At 36.4% G+C, this 22,691-nt stretch carries 20 protein-coding genes; 11 read left to right on the top strand and 9 right to left on the bottom strand.

Going from position 1 to position 22,691, the window contains the following annotated elements:
- Positions 1 to 225: 225 nt before the first annotated feature.
- Positions 226 to 774, top strand: a complete 549-nt coding sequence (locus EK386_RS13600; RefSeq protein WP_126659722.1) for an RNA polymerase sigma factor — start codon at positions 226 to 228, stop codon at positions 772 to 774.
- A 95-nt stretch (positions 775 to 869) separates the two neighbouring features.
- Here the strand turns inward: EK386_RS13600 and EK386_RS13595 are convergent, their stop codons facing one another.
- Positions 870 to 1,514: a CPBP family intramembrane glutamic endopeptidase gene (locus tag EK386_RS13595; protein ID WP_126659721.1), complete on the bottom strand. Its 645-nt coding sequence runs from the start codon at positions 1,512 to 1,514 to the stop codon at positions 870 to 872.
- Positions 1,515 to 1,778: 264 nt separating this feature from the next.
- Between EK386_RS13595 and EK386_RS13590 the strand changes: the two genes are divergently transcribed.
- The 3 genes from EK386_RS13590 to EK386_RS13580 all read left to right on the top strand — a co-directional run bounded on the left by EK386_RS13590 (position 1,779) and on the right by EK386_RS13580 (position 7,143).
- The gene (locus tag EK386_RS13590; protein WP_126659720.1) at positions 1,779 to 4,118 is read left to right on the top strand and encodes a helix-turn-helix domain-containing protein; all 2,340 of its coding nucleotides are present in this window, start codon (positions 1,779 to 1,781) and stop codon (positions 4,116 to 4,118) included.
- 357 nt (positions 4,119 to 4,475) lie between these two features.
- On the top strand, positions 4,476 to 5,906 hold the full coding sequence (locus EK386_RS13585; protein ID WP_126659719.1) for an MFS transporter: 1,431 nt from the start codon (positions 4,476 to 4,478) through the stop codon (positions 5,904 to 5,906).
- Positions 5,907 to 5,955: 49 nt separating this feature from the next.
- Positions 5,956 to 7,143, top strand: a complete 1,188-nt coding sequence (locus tag EK386_RS13580; RefSeq protein ID WP_126659718.1) for an amidohydrolase — start codon at positions 5,956 to 5,958, stop codon at positions 7,141 to 7,143.
- Between the two features lie 65 nt (positions 7,144 to 7,208).
- Here EK386_RS13580 and EK386_RS13575 read toward each other — a convergent pair whose 3' ends face one another.
- Together EK386_RS13575 and spx are read right to left on the bottom strand one after the other, a co-directional pair.
- The gene (locus EK386_RS13575; protein WP_126659717.1) at positions 7,209 to 7,661 is read right to left on the bottom strand and encodes a MarR family winged helix-turn-helix transcriptional regulator; all 453 of its coding nucleotides are present in this window, start codon (positions 7,659 to 7,661) and stop codon (positions 7,209 to 7,211) included.
- Between the two features lie 50 nt (positions 7,662 to 7,711).
- Complete coding sequence (gene spx, locus EK386_RS13570) at positions 7,712 to 8,116, bottom strand: transcriptional regulator Spx (RefSeq protein WP_126659716.1); 405 nt, start codon at positions 8,114 to 8,116, stop codon at positions 7,712 to 7,714.
- A gap of 306 nt (positions 8,117 to 8,422) precedes the next feature.
- On the opposite strand from spx, the gene EK386_RS13565 reads away from it, so the two are divergent.
- Entirely contained in the window at positions 8,423 to 9,418 is a 996-nt protein-coding gene (locus EK386_RS13565) for a nuclease-related domain-containing protein (RefSeq protein ID WP_126659715.1), read from the top strand.
- A 191-nt stretch (positions 9,419 to 9,609) separates the two neighbouring features.
- On the opposite strand, the gene EK386_RS13560 is transcribed toward EK386_RS13565, so the two are convergent.
- The 5 genes from EK386_RS13560 to EK386_RS13540 all read right to left on the bottom strand — a co-directional run bounded on the left by EK386_RS13560 (position 9,610) and on the right by EK386_RS13540 (position 14,356).
- On the bottom strand, positions 9,610 to 11,178 hold the full coding sequence (locus EK386_RS13560) for an ABC-F family ATP-binding cassette domain-containing protein (RefSeq protein WP_126659714.1): 1,569 nt from the start codon (positions 11,176 to 11,178) through the stop codon (positions 9,610 to 9,612).
- A gap of 124 nt (positions 11,179 to 11,302) precedes the next feature.
- Positions 11,303 to 11,488, bottom strand: coding sequence for an SE1832 family protein (locus EK386_RS13555; RefSeq protein ID WP_126659713.1), 186 nt, complete (start codon positions 11,486 to 11,488; stop codon positions 11,303 to 11,305).
- Between the two features lie 251 nt (positions 11,489 to 11,739).
- The gene (locus tag EK386_RS13550) at positions 11,740 to 12,660 is read right to left on the bottom strand and encodes a cyclic di-GMP-binding domain-containing protein, MshE-related (RefSeq protein ID WP_126659712.1); all 921 of its coding nucleotides are present in this window, start codon (positions 12,658 to 12,660) and stop codon (positions 11,740 to 11,742) included.
- Positions 12,653 to 13,039 (bottom strand): response regulator, encoded by a 387-nt coding sequence (locus tag EK386_RS13545; protein WP_126659711.1) that lies wholly within the window; start codon positions 13,037 to 13,039, stop codon positions 12,653 to 12,655. Before EK386_RS13545 ends, EK386_RS13550 begins: the two co-directional genes overlap by 8 nt.
- 267 nt (positions 13,040 to 13,306) lie before the next feature.
- The gene (locus EK386_RS13540) at positions 13,307 to 14,356 is read right to left on the bottom strand and encodes a PseG/SpsG family protein (protein ID WP_126659710.1); all 1,050 of its coding nucleotides are present in this window, start codon (positions 14,354 to 14,356) and stop codon (positions 13,307 to 13,309) included.
- Positions 14,357 to 14,514: 158 nt separating this feature from the next.
- Between EK386_RS13540 and EK386_RS13535 the strand changes: the two genes are divergently transcribed.
- The 3 genes from EK386_RS13535 (at position 14,515) to EK386_RS13525 (ending at position 18,019) form a co-directional block, all read left to right on the top strand.
- Positions 14,515 to 15,330 carry an NAD-dependent epimerase/dehydratase family protein gene (locus EK386_RS13535; protein ID WP_126659758.1) on the top strand — a complete coding sequence of 272 codons (816 nt, stop codon included), beginning with the start codon at positions 14,515 to 14,517 and terminating at the stop codon, positions 15,328 to 15,330.
- Positions 15,331 to 15,533: 203 nt separating this feature from the next.
- Complete coding sequence (locus EK386_RS13530) at positions 15,534 to 17,372, top strand: cation:proton antiporter (RefSeq protein WP_126659709.1); 1,839 nt, start codon at positions 15,534 to 15,536, stop codon at positions 17,370 to 17,372.
- Between the two features lie 92 nt (positions 17,373 to 17,464).
- Positions 17,465 to 18,019 carry an NADPH-dependent FMN reductase gene (locus tag EK386_RS13525; RefSeq protein ID WP_126659708.1) on the top strand — a complete coding sequence of 185 codons (555 nt, stop codon included), beginning with the start codon at positions 17,465 to 17,467 and terminating at the stop codon, positions 18,017 to 18,019.
- Positions 18,020 to 18,136: 117 nt separating this feature from the next.
- Here EK386_RS13525 and EK386_RS13520 read toward each other — a convergent pair whose 3' ends face one another.
- The gene (locus tag EK386_RS13520; RefSeq protein ID WP_126659707.1) at positions 18,137 to 19,513 is read right to left on the bottom strand and encodes an MATE family efflux transporter; all 1,377 of its coding nucleotides are present in this window, start codon (positions 19,511 to 19,513) and stop codon (positions 18,137 to 18,139) included.
- 271 nt (positions 19,514 to 19,784) lie between these two features.
- Between EK386_RS13520 and EK386_RS13515 the strand changes: the two genes are divergently transcribed.
- From EK386_RS13515 to EK386_RS13505, 3 genes are all read left to right on the top strand, one after another.
- Entirely contained in the window at positions 19,785 to 21,242 is a 1,458-nt protein-coding gene (locus EK386_RS13515; protein ID WP_126659706.1) for a protein adenylyltransferase SelO, read from the top strand.
- Between the two features lie 76 nt (positions 21,243 to 21,318).
- A complete protein-coding gene (locus EK386_RS13510) occupies positions 21,319 to 21,585 on the top strand; it encodes a DUF1292 domain-containing protein (RefSeq protein WP_126659705.1) in 267 nt (88 codons plus the stop codon).
- A 142-nt stretch (positions 21,586 to 21,727) separates the two neighbouring features.
- Positions 21,728 to 22,564, top strand: coding sequence for a DMT family transporter (locus EK386_RS13505; RefSeq protein WP_126659704.1), 837 nt, complete (start codon positions 21,728 to 21,730; stop codon positions 22,562 to 22,564).
- The last annotated feature ends 127 nt before the right edge of the window (positions 22,565 to 22,691 follow it).

The raw sequence follows: 22,691 nt of genomic DNA, 5'->3' as shown, positions 1-22,691 counted from the left end.
ATGGTGAGCTTTTGGAGGGTGCCTGGCACGGAAACAATTCAGAATAGTGTGGGTGCCAGGTACGCAAACAATTCTGAAAATTCCCGGTACGAGGGCGCAGTAAAATTACAAGTTAGGACACTTAGTCTTACATGAATGTAATGAAATTGAAAGCAAATACGATAGAGTGTAATGAGATTTTTTGGGAAAATGAAATCAGAAGTTAGATATTGGAGGAAAATTAAAATGACTAACTGTTTAGCTGAAATTTACGAAGAATATAATCGTTATATATATCACTTATGTTTAAAACTAACACGCAACATTGCAGAAGCAGAAGACCTAATGCAAGAAGTATGGGTAAAGGTCGTACGCAATGAAGAACAAGTCGCTCAAGTTGATCACGTAAAGGCTTGGCTCACAACAATTACGATGAATACATTCCGCGACCGCTATCGCAAAAATGTAAGAAGAAGCAAATATATGATGAGTCAACCTGAAACATTAGACGTACCGATTTTAGATTTGGTTCCCAATAATGAAATATCAACGGAAGAGCAAGTTGAAAAAGTTGCTGTTACAAAGATTGTGCAAGAGAAGATGCAACAACTGGATGGCATTTACCAAAAAACGTTATGGTATTTCTATGTCGATCAATATTCATTAGCTGAAATCTCTGGATTAATGAAAGTATCGATAGGAACAGTAAAATCACGTCTATTCCGTGCCAAAGCCCGTTTAAAAGAAATTTTATTAGCCGATTCATCATTACAAGATGTTGTAGCAACGGCATAAAGCAAGGACTTCCTACCAAAAAGGGAGTCCTTTTTTCATGTATAAAAAGAAGAACGCTTGAAGATAAAAGACATCTCCAAGCGATAGTAAACAACTTAACTAAAAATAAACATAAGAATAAAGGCAAACAGGTTAGCAATAAAATGTGAAAATGCGCTGAGCCAGACATTGTTTGTTTTGTAAAATACGATACCGTACAAAATGCTGTTAATAAAAATAAAGAAAATATCGTAAGTCACTATTACCGTGTTACCGAATGCAAAATGACCAATTGAAAACAAGATAGATGTCACAATGAGAGCAGGAACGATTGGTATCATCTTACTTAAATTGCGTTGAAAAAAACCTCGCCATGCAATTTCTTCACCAAATGCTAATAGGGCAAGTTGGAGAACGAGTAACAATACCTTATCTGCTGATAGTACAAACTGAGTTCTTTCAAAAGTGTGTTCTATAAATTCGGGCAAGAACAATGTTGCTAAAATAAAACAGACTAGATTCATCAATAAGGGGAAACCAATCCACAAACAAATTGATTTATCTTTAAGATTATTTCTAATATCCCTTAAATTAAGTACTTTAGAGGAAGGATCTTGTTTGTTCAAAGTTCGGTCGATAAAGAAAAATAAAATACCGATCAAAACAGACAATCCAGCAATTCCTAATCCAAAAAAATTTGAAAAGGAAATAATGGTCATTGCAATCATTGCAATGAAAGAAATACTTTTAATCGAAGACAAAATTATCCCTCTATCCTTAAAATTCTATTAATACGCTGTACCATTATATGAGTATACAATAATTCACATTTATGGATAGACTTTATTACTAAATAAAATCTTTATTTTTAATAATTGTAATGTCTTTCTACTGAAGTTTTCATTGAACTGGCGAATTACATAAAGCTTGAAAAATTATGAAATGCTACTAGCTTAGTGACATTTAGATACAACTTTTTTGGATATGCTTTTAATGAGCTTATTTGGAAAGAGTGGGGAGTATGTGTGGAAAATGCATTGTCCGATTTTCAAATTTCATTAAAAAATATCCAATTTATATCTCCAAAAATAAATAAGGGACTGCTTCTCGTTTTTGTTGTTAATGGTGAAATCACGATTGAAATTGATAGTCGATTTTACAAATTAAATGAACAGGATTTATTGGTTATTAATCGGAATCAACTATATCAAGTACAAGGCAATGAACATAATTACGTACTATTATTAAATATTTCGGATGCCTTTATGGATCACTATTATTCAGAATATCGAAACATTCGATTTGAATGCTTTTCTCAAGAAGTTGATATGGGAAGAGAAAAGATGCTGAACAATATAAAAAAAATGCTCATTGAATTAATGCTATCCAATAGTCGAAAAGGCGAAAGCTATCAAATTGAAATGCACAGTCACATATGCAAAATATTACTAATCTTAATTCGTAGCTTTAAACAAAAAGGTGGCGCTATTGAAAAATTAGATACAGATGATTTGCGATTGAAAAAAATAGTGGATTTTATGGAAAGGAATTATCAGCATGTCATTACTTTAGAGGATATGGCGAGTCTATCGTATCTTTCTACAGGTTATCTATCTCGTTATTTTAAACAAAAGATGGGAATGGGTTTTAGTCGATTTTTAAATAATATTCGATTAAAGCATAGTGTGAAGGATTTATTGTACACAAATGATACCATTTCACAAATCTCGATGAAAAATGGTTTTGCTAATTCGAAGTCCTTTACAAATTTATTTAAAGAAATGTATGGCGTTACACCCCAAATTTACCGTGAAAATAATTCAAAAGAGCAAATCGATTCATTTAAAAATTATCAGATAGAAGATGTTGAAACATTGATCAACTCACCTGAAATATTAACGAAATTAGGTGACTTGCTAAATCAGCATGATCAATCCTATAGAAATGCAGAGTCTCAATTTGAAGAATTGCGATTAGACCTTTCCCACTCATTGAATGCCAGTTTATTACGTCCACGGAATATATTAATTATTCGTGAATTAAAAGAATTGCTAAAGGAAGATGTAAGATCTCAATTGCTCATGGTGAAAGATGAAATGCGTCTTGATTATGTTGGGATCAGTAATTTATTAAAAGGGGAAACAATTACAGCGGATGTTGAAACAGATGAGATAATAGCGACGAGCTCTCCGTATTTTAAATCAGATATAGCTTTAAATTTTTTACAAAGAAATAGTCTTGCCCTATTTATAAAAATTGAATATCAAGAAATTACTGCTGATGAAGATAAAAACTTTCAAAAGCTTTATCAGTTTTTAAGACATTGTTTACAATTATATGGGGCATCCTATTTAACTTCGTGGCGTTTTCTGTTCTATGAGCCCTATCATACTGCTGTCGAAGCAAAAGAAATAAAACGTGTTTATCTAAAAATGCGTGAGTTACTAAAAAAACTTATCCCAAATAGTCAAGTGGGAGTATTTTTACCATTTTCCTATAAAGATGAAAAACTAAATAAACCTCATGATTGGATGTTAGTAGATGAGGAGATGATCGACTTTTTTGGATATGATTCCAATCAAAATGATATGGTGGATTTTCAAGAATTAAATGAAGATCAGTTTTACAGTGTAAAAGATTACTTAAAAGAAAGAACGATGAAAATTAAAGCCTTTTTAAAAAATCACGCAATCGAAAAACCACTCCATTTAATTACTTGGAATACACTTTCGGGAAATACACGTTTTACAAATGGTACATTCTTTCGAGCTGCTCTAGTATTAAAAAGTGTGCTAGATATTGTAGATGAAGTAGAGTCGATTGGCTTTTGGATTAACACTGCACTACATGAAGGTGAAAGTAACGGGCAGAGATTTCAAATTGAAGGGTTGGAATTATTTCACTACTTCAGTGGAAAACGTCCGGCTTATTTTGCTATGGTATTTGCCAAAAAGCTAAACGGAATAGTGATTGCAAAAGGGTCGGACTATGTCATGACAAAAAACGATCGAGGATATCAACTTGTACTAATGAATTGCAATACAATCAACCCTTACTTTTCAATCGAGGAAACGTTTCTACAGAAGTTAAATAAGGAAATATTAGTGAAAATAAAGGGATTAGAAGAAGGTGAATACCAAATACGTAAATATGTTTTTGATCGGGAACATGGAGCATTGTATACGAAATGGCTGAGTTTAAATAGCAAACATGGCTTAGATTTAGAAATTATTGATTATATTAATCGAACAAGTCATCCCAAATTAGAATTGTTTGATGAAACAATAACGGACACTTGGTCTTTTTATTCCTATTTGACGGTCAATGCCATCCATTTTTTCGATATGAGAAAAGCGATTCTTTAAATAGTAGCGAGCAGAACGCAAGAATGTTAATTTACGTTAGCATTCTTGCGCTTTTTATATTTGGATACGGTTCGAAGTAAAAAATTCACCGCTATTTTTTGATGTCCAAAATGATAAAGTCAAAAAAGTCATTCAGGGATAATTGTTTTCAGTAAAATAATGACTCTATTTTATGTAGTAATTTTTTTATAATTTACTTGTAAATAAGAACGAGGAGAGGTGAAGGAAAAAGAAAAGAATATGGAGATTAAAGTAATGAGAATAGCCATTATTTAACGATTTGATATTAGAATCATCCAGTAAAAATCGGGGATATTATTTGAAAGTATTTACATAAAAACATCAGGAGGTTTCATCATGGATACTGGTTATAAAGGTACAAATAAAATGATTATTGGAATTGTGTTTGGTGTTATTACATTCTGGTTATTTGCACAAGCAATGGTCAATGTAGTACCGGAAGTACAAAAAGATCTAGGTGTATCACTTGGAACATTAAACATTGCTATTAGTTTAGCTGCTTTATTCTCAGGGTTGTTTATTGTTGCTGCAGGTGGGCTAGCAGATAAAGTTGGGCGTAAAAAAATTGCTGTCATCGGTTTTATATTGAGTATTATCGGTTCCCTTTGTCTTGTATTCGCTCAAGGTGCAATATTGCTAATTATCGGTCGTATTATACAAGGGATTTCAGCTGCATTTATTATGCCATCAACAATTGCGTTAATTAAAGCTTATTTTGAAGGCGCAGATCGTCAACGTGCATTAAGTTTTTGGTCAATCGGTTCTTGGGGTGGTTCAGGTTTCGCTTCGTTCGCAGGTGGTGCAATTGCAACATCATTAGGCTGGAGATGGATCTTCATTTTCTCCATCATCTTTGCAGTAGTCGGTTTATTCTTACTAAAAGATACGCCAGAAAGTAAACAACAATCAACGGGTAAATTTAAATTTGACTATGCTGGTTTAGGTATCTTTATTGTAACAATGATCGCACTGAACTTATTTATTACTTACGGTGCGGATTGGGGATGGACAGGTGTTCCTACACTTATCGCATTAGCTGTTACAATCATCGGATTAATTGTGTTTGTTAAAGTTGAAAAAAGCAAAGAAGTTGTTTTGGTCGATTTTGCAGTATTTAAAAACAAAGCTTATTCTGGTGCAACAGTTTCAAACTTCTTACTGAATGCCATTGCGGGTGCACTTATCGTAACAAACACTTACGTACAAGTAGGTCGAGGTTTCAATTCTTTACAATCAGGTATGTTATCTCTAGGTTATTTAGTTGTAGTGTTAGCGATGATTCGTGTTGGTGAGAAAATCCTCCAAAGAGTTGGTGCGAAATCACCGATGATTTGGGGTGGTATCATTACAACAATTGGTGTAGCAATGATGGGCTTAACATTCTTACCAGGCTTAACATATACAGTTGTCGTATTTATTGGTTTTGCCTTATTTGGACTAGGTTTAGGTCTTTACGCAACACCTTCTACAGATACATCTGTTTCAAATGCACCTTCTGATAAAGTGGGAGAAGCTGCTGGAGTTTATAAAATGGCGAGCTCTTTAGGTGGGGCATTTGGTGTAGCGATATCAGCAACAGCTTATAGTGCGGTTGCAGCGGGCGGTAATTTAGAAGCAGCAGCTATGGTTGGAATTATTGTGAACGTTATATTCGGTGTACTTTCAATTGTATCTGTCATCTTCTTAGTACCAAAAAACGCAGGTAAAACTTCTACGACTAAGCCAGTAAAAAAAGTAACACGTAAGCCAGCTGGAAGTAACGCTTAAATACTCGCTGAAGAAATGCAGTAACAAATCTAATAAGGAAGTGGCAAAAATGAGAGCAAAATTAATGGAGATGTTAGAATCCCGTAAAGATGAAATGATTGAAATCCGTAGATACCTGCACCAAAATCCTGAAATTTCTTTTAAGGAAGAAAAAACGGCCCAATACATTATCGACTTTTATAAAGGAAAAGATGTAGAAGTTCAAACAAACGTAGGCAATGGATATGGGATTATTGTCACAATTAAAGGAGGAAAACCCGGAAAGAATATTGGATTACGTGCGGATTTTGATGCACTACCAATTGTAGAAGAAGCAGATGTGCCATTTAAATCAAAAAATGAAGGCGTGATGCATGCTTGTGGGCACGATGGACATACAGCGTACTTATTAGTGTTAGCTGACTGCTTAATTCAATTGAAAGATGAACTGCCAGGAACAATAAAAATCATTCATCAGCACGCAGAAGAAGTTCCACCAGGTGGGGCAAAAAGTATTGTAGAATCAGGAGTTCTTGACGATCTGGACAATGTATTCGGCATTCATCTTTTACCAATGGGGCCATCGGGAGTAGTTGGGTATCATGCGGGATACTCCTTTAATGGTAGAGCGTATTTAAAATTAAAAATTCAAGGAAGAGGGGGGCATGGGTCTTCACCTCATCTAGCAAATGATGCAATTGTTGCGGGTGCGCATTTTGTCACAGCTGCTCAAACAATCATTAGTCGTCGCTTAAGTCCCTTTGATATTGGAGTCATCACGATCGGTTCATTTGATGGGAAAGGTACATTTAATGTCATTAAAGATAGTGTGGAACTTGAAGGGGACATCCGTTATATGACGGTTGAAACAAAAGAAACAATCGAAAAAGAAGTAAGACGACTTGTAAAAGGTCTTGAAGAAGAATTTGGTGTTACATGCGAGCTCACTTATGAAAATGATTATCCACCATTGTACAATGACCCTGAATTAACAGAGAAAGTGGCGACGATCCTTAAAAATGCAAATGACCAAGACATTAAGGAAGTGAAGGAATTCCCAGCAATGTCACCATCAGAAGACTTTGCGTACTATGCTGAAAAGTTCCCATCTTGTTTCTTCTATATTGCCTGTACGCCAAAAGGAGTGGAAGAGCCATACTTCAACCATCATCCAAAATTCGAAATTGATGAAGATGCACTCCTTGTAGCAGCTAAGGCTGTTGGGCACGTAGTTTGTGGGTATTATGATATGAAGTAGGAGGGTTATAATGAATAAACGCAAGTTGCTCAATGTAGCAGCTTGCGTTTTATTTTGGAATTAAGTTAGTCATTCTGATTTTGTTGCCCATTTGCACTAACTAAGCATTTCTCAAATATCGTATGTAGCGTTTTAATTTCATCCGTTGTGAGCATGCCAAACATGGAGTTAACCATAGCTGTCACTTGGGCTTGAGATTGTGCTAACATTTTTTCGCCTTCAGAAGTTATGGCAATTTGAGCAGCACGACGATCCGCACTATTTTGGGTTTTCTCAATAAAGCCACATTTAATCAATTTTGTTGTTAAAACAGTCACGCCGCCAGTTGTTACTTTTAAGCGCTCTGCAATAGCAGAAGGACGTTTTGGCCCTTCTTTCGCCAACAAATCTAAAAGTAATATATGAGACTTTGAAAATCCTAAATGATTTTGTTGATTCCATTCATTTGCCCATTTTCGCTCTAATGAAGAAACCACTTCAAAAAGCGAAGATAGAGTATTATATCGTTGGTTGTCCATAATGTTTTCGCTCCACTTACAAAGTCTTTCGCATGTTCAGGAAGTAACGATTAACCTTGTGTTGCTAGCTGTTGCATTGCATTTAGTTCATAAGCACGTACTTTACGCGGAATAAAACGACGGATGTCCATTTCGTTATAGCCTACTTGAATACGTTTTTCATCAAGTAAAATAGGGCTACGTAACATACGTGGGTATTGCTGAATGATGTTGTACAAATCTTGAATAGATAATTGGTCAATGTCTAAATCAAGATTTTTAAAGTCATTTGAATTTGTTGCAATAATTTCATCTGTTCCGTCTTCTGTCATTCTTAATATATTTTTAAATTCTGCTAATGTTAAAGGTTGAGATGTTATACGTTTTTCTATAAAACTAATATTATTTTCTTTTAACCATTTGATGGCTTTTCGTGAAGAGGAACAGCTTGATTGTGTATAAATTGTAACTGTCATGAGAACTCCTCGCTTTCGTTTTTTAGAAGTAACTTATTTGTAAGATAATTTGTTGTTATAAATATCTTATCAGTAAGATATTTATAAGTCAATGAATTTGATAAGTGGGCTCACATACATTTATAACCGTTTTTCTATAAATATATACGTTTTTGGCTAGAAAAAGTTTCAAAATTTTGAGGGTTTGTGAGAATTAATGTGTATTGGAAAATTAATTTTGGTTTTCATATTTGGGGTGAATTTAGATTTTGAGAGTTTGGGTGATTTAGAGAGTTCCAATTAAAATACGGTGGAGGAGGTGAGCTCATGATAATGTTGGAACGCAAGGAACCCAGTACAATTGCGGTGCTTGAAGCTATTTTGAGAAGGTTGCCAAAGGAGGATGTGAATTACGGATACTACGAGGACAAATTGGCCCGCGAAAGATCCGGTTACTATGGGGAATTGCGTGTTGACCGAGAGTGGGAGGATTTTACGTTAGGGATTCCCTATATTTTATTAAATGGGTTGCATTTAGAAAATGACGCTGGTTTTTCCCATCAAATCGATTCTTTTTTTCTGTGTCCCTATTTTGTTTTCGTAATTGAAGCGAAAAATATTGCAGGCCGCATTGAGATAGATGAGGAAACGAACCAATGTATCAGAACACGCAATGATGGGATTGTAGAAGGGTTTACAAATCCTGTTGATCAAGTTAGAAGGCATGGGCGGTTTGTGAAGGGGATGTTGCAGAAGTTTGACATGCGGTTGCCGATCGAATGTGCCGTAATCTTTGCGAATTCAAATTCTGTCATTGGTAAAATTAATGCAAGAGATGTGTTAGTCTTCCAGGTGACTGGGCTGCGATATAAGTTGGACAATCTACTAAGGAAGCATCGCCAGCCACTGATTGTAGAGGATCAGATATATCAGCTGGGGAAAGATTTGAAATCTTTGCAAACAGTGCGAAAATGGGAGCCGAAAATCAATAGGGCAAAATTGAGGAAAGGGGTACTCTGTAAGGCTTGCATGTACCGTATGCCAATGCAATTTAAACATGGGAAATGGGTTTGTTTTCGGTGTGGAAATATCGATAATCTAGCATTTTTAGAGGCATTGAATGATTATCGGTTGCTTTGGAATGAGTGGATTAGTAATTGCGAGTTTCGGGAGTTTATGGGGATTTCATCTAAAGATACCGCAAGTCGAATTCTCCGATCATTGGGTATAGAGAGTGTAGGTACTTATAAGGATAGAAAGTATTTAATACCGGAGAAAATCAAAGTGCGAGTATTTACTAATAAACCGCGAGTATTTAGTTGAAAAGTGCGAGTATTTTTAATAAAACCGCGAGTATTTCAGTTAAAAACGCGAGTATTACAATAAATTTCCAGGTAAAAAGAAAAAATCTCTAAAACTGCCAAAATAGTTTTTTCGATATCCCCATAAAATATCAAAATTTTATCAAAAAACGGTTTGAACTCCTCATAAGGTGTTCAAACCGCTCTCACTTTTTATAAATCCGTCTTACCAGTAGTAAACCAATCCTGTACATTCCACACTTTTGTCGCTAGTCCTTCATAAAATTCCGGTTCGTGGGAAACTAAGACGATTGTACCTTTATATTGTTGCATGGCGCGTTTTAATTCTGCTTTTGCATCTACATCTAAGTGGTTTGTCGGTTCGTCAAATACTAACCAATTCGATTCTTCCATCATTAGTTTACATAAACGAACTTTCGCTTGCTCGCCACCTGATAATGAATTTAATGGGCGAGAAATATGTTCATTTTTTAAACCTGCACGAGCTAACGCAGCACGAACTTGATGTTGATCCATGCTCGGGAAAGCATTCCATACATCGTCAATCGGTGTAATATGGCCAGCTTTTACTTCTTGCTCGAAATAAGAAGGAATCAGGAAGTCGCCACGGCTCACTTTACCGTCAAGAGATGGAATTTTTCCAAGCATCGTTTTTAATAACGTTGATTTTCCGACACCGTTCATTCCGATTAAAGCGATTTTTTCCCCACGCTCAATTGTGAAAGAAAGCGGTGGAAGTAAAGGTTTTGCTGAATCATACCCAATTGATAAATTTTCTGCCTCTACAACAAAGCGACTAGATGCGCGGGCTTCTTTAAAGCCAAACTCTGGCTTTACTGCAGTTTCCGGGCGGTCAATTCGCTCTAATCGATCAAGTTGCTTTGCGCGGGATTTGGCACGACCCGTTGTAGAGTAGCGCGCTTTGTTTTTCGCAATAAATTCTTCTTGTTTTTTAATAAACTCTTGTTGTTTTTCATAAGCATCAATATGTTGGCGCTTATTGATTTCAGCTAACTCTAAAAATTTATCATAAGTTGCTGTATAGCGAGTCATCTTAGAGAACTCTAAATGGAAAATAACATCGACTACACCATTCATAAATTCCGTATCATGGGAAATTAGTAAGAAAGCATAAGGGTAATCTTTCAAATAATGTGAAAGCCATGTAATATGTTCTTCATCTAAATAGTTCGTCGGCTCATCTAGTAATAATACTTTTGGTTTTTCAAGTAAAAGTTTTGCTAGTAAAACTTTTGTACGTTGACCACCAGATAGGGCAGCTACATCGCGATCTAATCCAATGGCATCTAAACCAAGACCACGAGCAATTTCTTCAATTTTCATATCTAATGTATAAAAATCACCCGCATCTAGAGCATCTTGAACGTCGGCCATTTGTTCTAGTAGTGTTTCTAACTCTTCAGGTGTCGCATCAGCCATTTTCCCAGTAATTTCGTTTAACTCTTCTTCTTTTTTATAAAGAGGGAGGAAAGCGTCACGTAATACATCACGCATTGAGCGACCTGCATTTAAAACAGTATGCTGGTCTAAGTATCCATAGTGCGTACCAGGTAGCCATTCCACTTTACCAGTATCGTGAATTGTTTGACCTGTAATGATGCCCATTAATGTAGATTTCCCCACACCGTTCGCACCAACAAGACCGATATGATCGCCCTCTACTAGACGAAATGAAACGTCTTTAAAAAGGGTACGATCGCCAAAGGAATGCCCTAAGTTTTCAACAGTTAATATTGCCATAAAAATATGTTCCTCCGATAATAAAAATGATTTCAATGTTTCTTTTTGTAATTCAAAAGTGTAAACCGATGTCGGACTCCCGCACCAATCCACTTAGTTTTTAATCCAAAAAAAACGCGACAAATTATAATGCCGCGAGCTGCTTATTCAATTCAGCAAGTTGCTTTTCCATATTGGCAAGGCGTTCTTCTGCTTTCGTAACGGATTCGATATGCCCCGTATTTTCAAGCTTTTCAATATCACCTTGTAAATTAATGTAATCCATCTTAAGTTCTGCAATTTTCTGTTGAAGTTCTGATTTGGTTAACATGCAAGCTACTCCTTTATTTAATTGTTCGTCGTATATCAGGAACAAATGAGATCATCATTTGTGTGTTTCTCAAAATTACATCTAATGAACATTGTATCATAGGAGACTACGCTTTTTCATTAATAATAAGTTGCCTTTGGAAGGGGGGAGAGGGGGGATTAGAAAATTGTAGTTAATTTTCGGAATTGTTTGAGTGCCAGGCACCATAGTAAACCCCCTGCATCGAATACACTTCATACAGGGGGGGGAGATTATACTGTTTGAGTTCCAGTTGCAGATTCTACTGCAATATTAGATGGGTTGTCAGAAAGTACTACTTGGAATGCGCCTTTTGAAGTGTTTACTGTCACTTGGAAAAGATCACCTGAAACAGTAGCGCTTTCAAATACTTGTTGAGGTTTCATATCTAATTCTGTACCCCAGTTCGACATATTCACAAGGTAGATGCCGTTATGTAAGTTTAAGAATTCGCTAACAGCATCTTTTGCTAGAGCGTCAATTTCTGTTAATTCTTCTTCTGCATAAATAGAAGCTACATATAATAATGTTTCATCATTGATACTGATGCCTGTAAATAAAGGGGAAGTACCAACAACGTCTTGTTTAATTAACCAATTTCCTGGTGTAACATTATTAGTCTCTGAAACTTCTAGATATACTTGGTCATCGATGAAGCGGATCATGTTTTTCGCAAATAGAGATAAGTATTTTCCGTATTTAGCTGCTTTTTCTTCGTCATAGGCAACAAGGATTTTTTCAACTAATGTATCGACATTACCGTTCCGGATTGCTTCAAATTGTTCATCGGATAAACTGTTATCTTTTTTGTACTCATTAAGAGCAGCACCAAATTCGTCAATTGTCATATATCCGCGGTCTACAAGTGCTTGAGCTAAGTAAAGGTGGCTTTGCTTTTGGTGAGAGATTAGGGATTCAACTTGTTCTTCTGTTAAATAACCAAGCTCTACTGCAATTTCACCAAAACGTTTGTCCATTTGACGTTGTTTTTCATGTACTTCTTCTACTTGAGCAGTTGTCATAAAACCTTCATCTACTGCAATAACGCCAAATTTAACATGAACTGTTTTTTGAAACTCTAAAGAATCCGCTAACTGTTCGCGCGTAATTAAGCCGCGATTTAATAGATAATGACCGAAGTATTGACTAAACATTGGCACTTTCCTCCTTCAGAATTTTTTCGATTAGTAGAGTAACAGATTCGAATGAAACTGGTTTTTGGATAAAGTCATACGCACCGTTTGAAAGTGCTTCTTTTAAATGGTCGCTAGTCCCCGCAGAAGAAGCCATAACAATTTTTACATCTGTGTTAAATGTTTTAATTTCTTTTAGCGCCTCGATCCCATCTTTATCAGGCATAACGATATCCATAAAGATTAAGTCAGGATTAAGTTCTTTTGCTTGTTCAACAGCGATAGCACCGTTTTCTGCCTCGAAAATTTCTTCAATTTTACATTTCTCTAAAACAGATCTTAATTTTTTACGGATGAGGATTGAATCGTCACAAATTAATACTTTTAAATTCTTTTTCATATTTACAACTCCTTTTGCCTTAATCAGTAATACCTAAAGTAATCTAGTTCGACATTCCCAAGAATATTTCCTTTTAATTGTAATAGAAAAAATAAAATAGTTCTTATTATACACGTAAAGTGTAACAAAAAGTTTGAAAATTTACATTAAATTAAGTACTTTTTAATAATTTACTTGAAATATAAAACCAGCCCATTTAAGGACTGGCTAAACATCAACATAGAAGGTGAGTACCTTTGGACAGTGTCTCGCTTTCCGCATTTCTAATTAAAATGTCGCAATATTATGACGCTCGTACACGAAATCTAAAAGGAGGGACTTTAGTACTTCGTTGTTGTCAGAAATCTCTAGTTCAAATTGTTTGCGTACAGCCCGTTCTCGTCTAGCTTCATGTAGTAACAATTCCATCACGGCATTTTGAATATTGGATTGCTTCATTTTCCGACCTAAGCCGATATGAATAAAACCATGGTGTTCGCGTGGGAAAGCATTATTAAGCTCTCGTTCATTCTGTGCAGCAGTAATACAAGGTATTCCGACCGTCGCTACTTTATATGGCGTATAATTTGCATTACAAATGACGATATCTGCTTCAGGTAATAATTTTTCTAATGCTTGTTCCTCTTTTAATAGTTTAGTATTTCGACGGCTAAGAACCATCATTTGCAAATCTTCAACCGAGTGCTTATATTCTTTATCAATCGCAATGGTCACCTTTAATGGTATTTGTAGCTGTGTTAAATGACGTAATGTGCGGTATGTTAAATTATTTTCGTCCCCATCTTCATAGGCAACAACAATATGTGGTGGATTGGATAGTTCATTTGAAACGCGGGACTCTGCAACCGTTTTTAGTGAATCTTTAACTGCGAATGCATAAGTACCACCTAAAATATTTCGTGCAGTATTTTCTCGCACTTCTTCAAAAAGTGCATGGATATTGCAATCCGCTAACAGTCCACCTTCTCCAAAATCATCGAAATGAACTAGAGTTTTACAATGTGGTCTTAGTTGTTCAACGTGCTCAACTAAAGTATCTCGACCATCCTGTACAATTAAGTCGGGTTCAAGACTACGAATCTGCGTTTTTAATTCTGCATAACTATCAAATAGAATTGGAGAAAGTTGTAAATCAGTAAATATCTCAATTGACTCTTGTCCAGATTGCTTTAAAAAAATATATATATTTTCTTCTTCCTTTAATAGTTTTGCTAAAATAGCCGCTCTTTCAAGGGGATAAAACCCTTTTACTACACTATGTTCAACAATAAAGGCAATTTTCTTTTTTGAATTGTTCGTCACTAATTCATTTTGCATAATATCCCATCCTTTCCCAACTATTAATTAAATTATGGTGAAAAATTAGAAAGTATGTGTGAAAATTATCAATATGATAATTTCGATAAATAGTTATAGATTTTCAAGTGTATGCAATTGTTAACAAAAACATGAAAGGTTGTTGTATAAAAGTGGAAATGCGATCTGCAATTGTTGTAGGAGCTACAGGTCTTGTTGGTTCAGCTCTTATAAAACTACTCTGTGAAAGTGAAGAATATGTATCCATTACCGCTATTGCTCGTAGAAAACTAGATTATGAGCATCCGAAACTTACGGTAAAAATTCGTTCATTTGATGAATTAGGTGAACAAGATATCGATTATGCACAGGAACTTTATTGTTGCTTAGGAACAACGATGAAAAAAGCTGGTTCGAAAAGTGAATTTGAAAAAGTAGATTTTGAGTATCCTTTACATATTGCTTCATTGGCCAAAAAACGTGGAATTATGCACTTGATTGTCATTTCTGCCATGAGTGCAAATGACAACTCATCCATCTACTACAATCGAGTAAAAGGGAAGTTAGAGAAAGAATTAATCACATTGGATTTGCCGCAGCTGTCCATTGTTAGACCGTCATTATTAGTAGGAGATCGAAGCGAATTTCGATTAGGAGAAAAAATGGGGGAGTTGGTACTAAACGTTGTAAATCCTCTTCTTATTGGACCGGCGAAAAAATTACGTTCCATAGAAGCAAATCAAGTAGCGCTAGCAATGAAAGTAATTGCTTTGCATGGGAAAAAGGAACCAGTTTCCATTTATGAATCACAAGAACTTGCAAACATGGCAATGCCACAACCAGAAGAAGAAGAGGAAATTTCACGCGAGCAGCTTTTTAACTGGAGTAAATTAGAGCAAGAACAATTGCCACCTCTAGATGATGAAGTGATGTTTGACCATGCAAAATTACGGGAAAAAGAAGTGAAAAGAAATAATCGCAACATCGAGGATTAATTGAATGAAAGACCGCCCTCCGCAAATACTACAACAAGGTGGAGGGCTTTTCTCACCTTAAAAGAACTTCGCAGGCAACACGTTATATACAAGTATCTTCATAATTCCAAATCCGAAAAGGCAAATACACCAATTGATTCACAAATTACTTACAACTTTTCTATATTAATTACACGCTTATTTTTAAGAAAGGAGATGGCACAATGTTTGAAACAACTCTTTTCCAATTAACCGCCGTTATTGTACTCGGTATTTTGTCGCAATGGATTGCATGGCGTTTTCGATTACCCGCAATTGTTGTGATGTCACTAGCTGGTTTAATTGTGGGGCCATTTTTAAACCTTTTTAACCCGCAAGAAAGTTTTGGGGAAGTATTTAGCCCAATTATTTCCCTTGCTGTTGCCATAATCCTATTTGAAGGTAGTTTAAGTTTAGATTTTCGCGAAATTAAAGGTTTCCGACACTCGATTTATCGAATTTCGACACTTGGGGCTTTTATTGCATGGATATTAGGATCCCTCGCAGCCCATTATTTAGCTGGGTTATCTCTAGATGTCGCATTTGTTATCGGTGGACTCTTTATAGTAACAGGACCGACAGTTATTTTGCCCTTATTGCGTCAAGCTAAGTTAAAAGAACGACCTGCTACGATATTGAAATGGGAAGGTATTGTAGTTGACCCATTCGGAGCGCTTGTCGCATTATTTGCGCTACAAGTCGTATTTTGGGTAAACGACTTCATTACAGGAACATCCCTTCTATTATTTTTCGGTGCATCAATTCTCGCAGCCATTATTGGTGCCGGGGCCGGTTTTTTACTGGGCCGATTATTAGAACATGGTTATATTCCGGAGTTTTTAAAATCGCCTGTAGTATTAACAAGTGTACTTTTGGTATTTGTCGTATCGGATATGGTTATGCATGAAACAGGACTTCTTGCTGTAACGGCAATGGGAATTGTTATGGCCAACATGCATCTAACATCTATTCGCGACCTTCTGCATTTTAAAGAAAATATATCCGTATTATTGATTTCGAGCGTATTTATCATGCTGACCGCTTCTTTAACAGTAGATACGTTGCTAGACATATTAAATTGGAGAATGTTGCTCTTTGTATTAGCTATGATGTTTGTTGTAAGACCTATCTCCATTTGGCTTTCAACAATTGGCGTTGGGTTAACAAATCAAGAAAGAACATTAATTGGATGGATTGCACCAAGAGGGATTGTGGCACTAACGGTATCGGGTTATTTTGCAGATGTTTTAACAAATGCCGGTTTTTCAGATGGCAATATACTAACAGCCCTTACGCTAGCTCTTGTTTTTGCAACAGTATTAGCCCATGGATTTTCAATACGTTGGCTATCAAGAAAACTTGGTTTACAAGCAACCGAGGAAGCAGGAATAATGATTGTAGGGGGAAGTGCTTTTACAGCAGTTTTAGCTGAGGCCATTCAATCCTTTAATAAACCTGTTTTAGTAATGGACCGTTCTTGGGGGGCTTTATTTGAGTCTCGCCAATTAGGCATAAAAACTGAAGTGGGGGATATTTTAAGTGAACATACGGAATATCATGTTGATTTAACGCCATATGAGGTGTTAGTTGCAGCAACAGAAGATGATGCTTATAATGCATTGATTTGTCAGCGTTTTGTACCAGAACTCGGCAGGGAACATATATTTCAAACCCCAATTCATATTGGAGACCCAAGTGATTACAGTAAATCATTTGGTGGACGAAAAATGTTCGATCAAGAATATGATATTCATACATTAAATCGTTTTGTTGAAGAAGGATATATGATTCGAAAAACACAATTAACGTTAACCTATACAATGGACCATTTTCTACAGGATGATGCTCATAAAACAATTCCCTTATTTGCAGTAGATGAAGACAATCATTTATTCTTCGTAGCTGATGGGAAAAAGCGTGCTATAGAACCTGGAACAACCATTGTGAGTTTAACTTCACCAACTCGTAAAATGGAGAAAGCACTTGAGAAGATGAGTAATGTAGAAGTTCCGACAAAAGACTGAAATTTTTATATGACAAACACGTTCCCTATTCGACAATTGTCGCATCTGTTACAATAACGGATGGAGATTTAGAAAGGGTGGAGGAAAGACTGATGAAAATATTACTCGTAGACGGCACGGTGTTTGGCACAAAAACAGGCGAGTTATTACGACAAGTTCAACAATATATTAAAGAATATAATCATGAATTAGAACTTGAAATATTATACTTCTCGGACTTAAAGCATCAAATTTTAGATGGAAGTCCGTTAAATGAAGATATGCGCATGATGATTGATAAATTTGAAAATGCAGATGGCTATATTATTGCAACACCAATCTATCAAGCATCAATTCCAGGTGTTTTGAAAAATGCATTTGATATGCTTAATCCTAAAGCAATGCGCTATAAACCGGTGTCAATGATGGCGAATGGTGGTACGTACCAACACCATTTAGTAGTGGAAAATCAATTACGACCAATTCTAGATTATTTCCGCTGCCTCGTTACACCGAACTATGTTTATACACATTCTTCACACTTTGATGCAAACAATCGTATATCAGACGATGAAATTAAAGATCGACTTCGAGAACTTGCCCGTGTATTCGTTCAGTATTGCAAGCTTAGCCAATCAATTCCGAAAGAACCTGTGGATAAACATTAAGAAAATGGACTTCCTGATAAAAAAGGAGGTCTTTTTTGTTTGAAAATGGTTAATTATCGTGATACGGATTTTAATTGCATTCATCCTTATATAAAAAGAGCACCCATACGAGTACTCTTATTTTACATCTTCTTCTTCAGTTTTTGGTGATACTAAAGCAAAATGCTCCCATTTTCTACTTTTCCATCTAAATAGTACGATGATAGCACGTGTCCACTCATCTGCAGAAATGGCTAACCAAACACCAACTAAACCTAAATCCAATACAAATACAAGTAAATATCCTAATGGTAAACTCATACAGACCATTGAAAGGAAACCAATCTTCACAGGGAAGCGGGCATCCCCTGAAGCACGTAATGTATTAATGATAGTAATGTTAATCGTTCGGCCTGTTTCAAGTAAGAGACTTAAAAGTAAAACGGATGCACCAATTTTCACCACTTCAGCATTATCAGTGAAGAGACTGATTAAAGGATAACGGAAAAGAGTAACAACGAGTGCTAAAGTGACTGTAAATAGTAGAGCGGCTTTTACACTAAACCACAATTGCTTGTATGCCGTATCCTTTTCTCCAGCACCGACTAATCGACCGACGATAATCGACGTTCCAAGACCAATAGCAATGGCAAAAAGATATGTAAACATCGAGATATTGTTGGCATATTGTCTTGCAGCGAGAGCTTCCGATCCTAGATACGTAACATAATATAAGAAAACAATTTGGCAAAGCTGATACAAAATTTGCTCTAATGCACTAGGTAAGCCGATTGATAAAATTTTACGAATATACTCTTTAGAAAAAGTAAAATAATATTCAAGCTTCACTTTTACGTCTAGTGCTTGGTATAACAACCAGAAAAATACAAAAAGAGCGATTAAACGGCTAACTACTGAAGAAATAGCCGCACCTTGTACACCAAGTTCCGGAGCGCCAAAATTACCGAAAATTAACATGTAGTTTCCAATGACATGAATAACGTTCATACCAAGAGATACATACATCGTTTGCTTCGTCCATCCGTGAACACGAATGATAGCGGCCAAGGAATTGATAACGGCTTGAAGGAAGATCCCACCGCCTACAATGATTAAATAGCTTTGGGCATGCTCAAGAACTGCTCCTTGTAAATTCATCATGGACATTAAATGATTCGATGATAATACAAAGACGACCGACATAATCAGTCCGACACATAAATTTAGTGTAACGGCTAGCGCTGATATTTTGGCGGCTTCAAAATACCGTCGTGAACCAAGATATTGGGAAACGACAATCGCAGCCCCATTTCCCACAACTTCTAATATAAGAATGGCAATGTGGATAAACTGATTGGCAGTGCCCACACCGGAAACGGCATCATCTGATACGGCACTTAGCATAAACGTATCCGCGAGCCCCATTAACATAAATAAGAAAACTTCTAAAAAGATGGGCCAAGTTAAATGAAATAAACTAAGCTTCTCCGCGGGTTTTTTGATTGTTTCACTCATGATGTTCCTACTTTCTAACAAAGGCGATAAGAAAACATCTTACCATAAGTTTTAAGTGAATGGTGAAGTGTCCCATAAAAATAAATTTGTGTCCCATAAAATCAAAAAACTGTCCCATAGCGTCCGAAATTTGTCCCATAAGAAGATGCAAATTAGAAGTGTCCGTCTTCCTTAGTATGTTAAATTGAATGAATACAATAGAGTAAAAAGTATAATTCAATATATGAGGTAGAAAATAAAGTGAAATCAAACTATAGAGAAGAGGATTCGAATGGGAATTGGATGGAATTTTGATAATAGTTATGCAAGGCTTCCGAATTCTTTTTATGCAACTATTGAATTAAACCCTGTGCGCTCTCCACAATTAATCAAACTAAATAAACAACTTGCAAAAGAGCTTGGACTAGATAGTGAAGAGCTACAAAGTGAAAAAGGTATAGCAATTCTCGCCGGAAATACGGCTCCAGATGGCTCTCACCCTTTAGCACAAGCGTATGCGGGACATCAATTCGGGCATTTTACTATGTTAGGAGATGGACGCGCACTTTTATATGGGGAACAGATTACACCAAAAGAGGAGCGCTTTGATATACAACTAAAAGGCTCTGGCCGTACATCATTTTCCCGTGGTGGGGATGGGCGTGCAGCACTTGGCCCGATGTTACGAGAATACATTATTAGTGAGGCCATGCATGCATTGAAAATCCCTACAACTCGTAGTTTAGCCGTAGTATCAACAGGGGAAAGAATTATCCGAGAAACAGAACTACCGGGTGCTATTTTAACGCGAGTAGCGTCCAGCCATCTTCGCGTGGGAACGTTTCAATATGCCGCAAATATGGGCTCCTTTGAAGATTTAGAAACATTAGCCCATTATGCAATTATCCGGCATTATGAAGAGATCCCGAACAGTGAAACCCGTTATCTTCGTTTCCTTGAAGAAGTTATACGGCGCCAAGCAGCCTTGATCGCAAAATGGCAATTGGTTGGCTTTATCCATGGAGTAATGAATACGGACAATATGACGATAAGTGGTGAGACAATCGATTATGGGCCATGTGCATTTATGGATACGTATGACCCTGATACTGTCTTTAGCTCGATTGATCGCCATGGCCGCTATGCGTATAAAAATCAGCCGGTAATTGGTGGGTGGAATTTATCTCGCTTTGCTGAGTCACTCATCCCGTTAATTCACGAAGACCCGGAGCAAGGTGTAGAACTTGCGCAAAAAGAAATCTCAAAATATATGGATATTTATGATGAAAACTGGCTAGCGGGAATGCGGTCAAAACTAGGATTATTTAATGCGGAAGAACAAGATAAAGACTTGGCGGATGAATTACTAAGCCTCATGCATACACATCGCGCGGATTATACGAATACATTCCGTGGATTAACGATGGAGGATATGAAGGATACACCACTTCACGACAAGGATGACTTCAAAGCATGGTCTGAAAAGTGGCAAGCAAGACGCGCTAGACAAGAACAATCGAAGGATGAATCTGCACAACTTATGAAAGAGCATAACCCGGTTGTCATTCCTCGGAATCACCGTGTAGAAGAAGCACTTGAAGCAGCAGTGAATGATGGCGATTTTAGTGTGATGGAGCGTTTGTTAAAGGTGCTTTCGAATCCATTTGATTACGATTCAGAACAAGCAAAAGAATATTGCTCATTACCAGCACCATCGAATTTACCGTACCGTACATTTTGCGGGACATGATCAGTTATTAATTGAAATTGTTAATCTTTAGCAATACAATGAATGCTTACTAAGTTATTTAAAAGGAGACGGTGTTATGGAAAAGATTGAAGTTGGCGAAGTATTTACAATTACAGATGAAAACGATGAGGAGCTTGAAGTTGAAGTTCTTGCGGGTATCAACATTGAGGGAATCGAATACGTAGCTGTTAGTTTTGTAGAGGATCTTCAAGAGGAAACAGAAGAAGATATCGATATTTTCTTTTTAAAGCTAGATGAAGATGGCGATTTTAGTGCAATCGATAGTGATGAAGAATTCGATAAAGTATCTGCTGCTTTTGATGAAATCATGGAAGAAGAATAGGGAAGTCCTCTTGTAGGAATTTCCTGTTCAATGTCGGAAGCACCCGACTTCGTAACAAATTTTTGCTTGAATTGTAAGAATCTATTGCAACATGAAAAATTCATATTAAAATTACTCTATTAAGTAGGAGAGAAGGATTTTAATGTGGATTGTGGCTGCAATGGTAACGATGTTTTGCTTTGGCATTAATAATATGATCTTCAAGATTACTTCAGGTAAAGGGCTTTCCAAAGTTCATATGCAATTTTTCTTTTACTTGATTGCATTGCTATTAATGCTTGGCTATGGAATGGTAATTGGGCTAGCGTCGTTTAATCTTTTAACGATTGTACTCGGAGCAATCGTTGGCATATTGAATACAAATGGAAACATTCAAATGTCTAAAGCGTTTGAAAAAGGTCCAGCGAGTATAACGTCACCGCTCATTAGTACCAATACGGTAATCCCAATACTAAGTGCGGCACTCATTTTCCATGAGCACATTACGCTACTTCAGTGGGTTGGTATTATCGTCATGCTTGCGTCTGCAGCAGTAATCCAATATGTACCGAATAGTGATGTGCTAATCGATTATAAACCGTGGATGTACCGAGTATTGCTAGCGATTGTTTCATTGGGTGTACTCGGTGTACTGATGAAGGTATCTTCCAACTTACATATCAATTCTGTTAATATGCTTATTTGTATGTACGCTGGTGGAGCGGTTTATTTAATGATTAATAGCATTCTTTTGAAGGAAAAATGGCAAAGGAAAGAACTGCGATTAGGCGCCATCATTGGATGCTTTAGTGTTGTAGGGTATAGTAGTTACTTTTTTGCGCTCGATACAGGGGTAGCCAGTATTGTGTTCCCTATCGTTAGTTTAAGCTGTTTAGTTGTTGTTCTTGGAAGCTGTTGGTTTTATAAAGAAAAGCTTAAAATGTATCAAGTCGTTGGGGTGATCTCAGCTCTTGTTGGGATTGTATTAACGAAGATTTAACAAAGAGTGGATAAAAATTGCACCTAACGAAAGCGAAGTCGCACGTAAATAGAGAAAAATCGCTCGTAAGCAGTCGAAAGTCGCACGTAAACAATGCAAACTCGCTCGTAAAATAACAACAACACAA

This window comes from Lysinibacillus antri (genome assembly GCF_003977595.1).
GTDB lineage: Bacteria > Bacillota > Bacilli > Bacillales_A > Planococcaceae > Ureibacillus > Ureibacillus antri.
This window is presented reverse-complemented; position numbering and strand designations above follow the sequence as displayed.

Bases quoted from the DNA above. Each gene is read 5' to 3' on its own strand.
- EK386_RS13600 (WP_126659722.1), top strand. From the start codon at position 226: ATGACTAACTGTTTAGCTGAAATTTACGAAGAATATAATCGTTATATA.
- EK386_RS13585 (WP_126659719.1), top strand. From the start codon at position 4,476: ATGGATACTGGTTATAAAGGTACAAATAAAATGATTATTGGAATTGTG.
- EK386_RS13580 (WP_126659718.1), top strand. From the start codon at position 5,956: ATGAGAGCAAAATTAATGGAGATGTTAGAATCCCGTAAAGATGAAATG.
- EK386_RS13575 (WP_126659717.1), bottom strand. From the start codon at position 7,661: ATGGACAACCAACGATATAATACTCTATCTTCGCTTTTTGAAGTGGTT.
- spx (WP_126659716.1), bottom strand. From the start codon at position 8,116: ATGACAGTTACAATTTATACACAATCAAGCTGTTCCTCTTCACGAAAA.
- EK386_RS13565 (WP_126659715.1), top strand. From the start codon at position 8,423: ATGATAATGTTGGAACGCAAGGAACCCAGTACAATTGCGGTGCTTGAA.
- EK386_RS13560 (WP_126659714.1), bottom strand. From the start codon at position 11,178: ATGGCAATATTAACTGTTGAAAACTTAGGGCATTCCTTTGGCGATCGT.
- EK386_RS13555 (WP_126659713.1), bottom strand. From the start codon at position 11,488: ATGTTAACCAAATCAGAACTTCAACAGAAAATTGCAGAACTTAAGATG.
- EK386_RS13550 (WP_126659712.1), bottom strand. From the start codon at position 12,660: ATGTTTAGTCAATACTTCGGTCATTATCTATTAAATCGCGGCTTAATT.
- EK386_RS13545 (WP_126659711.1), bottom strand. From the start codon at position 13,039: ATGAAAAAGAATTTAAAAGTATTAATTTGTGACGATTCAATCCTCATC.
- EK386_RS13540 (WP_126659710.1), bottom strand. From the start codon at position 14,356: ATGCAAAATGAATTAGTGACGAACAATTCAAAAAAGAAAATTGCCTTT.
- EK386_RS13535 (WP_126659758.1), top strand. From the start codon at position 14,515: ATGCGATCTGCAATTGTTGTAGGAGCTACAGGTCTTGTTGGTTCAGCT.
- EK386_RS13530 (WP_126659709.1), top strand. From the start codon at position 15,534: ATGTTTGAAACAACTCTTTTCCAATTAACCGCCGTTATTGTACTCGGT.
- EK386_RS13525 (WP_126659708.1), top strand. From the start codon at position 17,465: ATGAAAATATTACTCGTAGACGGCACGGTGTTTGGCACAAAAACAGGC.
- EK386_RS13520 (WP_126659707.1), bottom strand. From the start codon at position 19,513: ATGAGTGAAACAATCAAAAAACCCGCGGAGAAGCTTAGTTTATTTCAT.
- EK386_RS13515 (WP_126659706.1), top strand. From the start codon at position 19,785: ATGGGAATTGGATGGAATTTTGATAATAGTTATGCAAGGCTTCCGAAT.
- EK386_RS13510 (WP_126659705.1), top strand. From the start codon at position 21,319: ATGGAAAAGATTGAAGTTGGCGAAGTATTTACAATTACAGATGAAAAC.
- EK386_RS13505 (WP_126659704.1), top strand. From the start codon at position 21,728: ATGTGGATTGTGGCTGCAATGGTAACGATGTTTTGCTTTGGCATTAAT.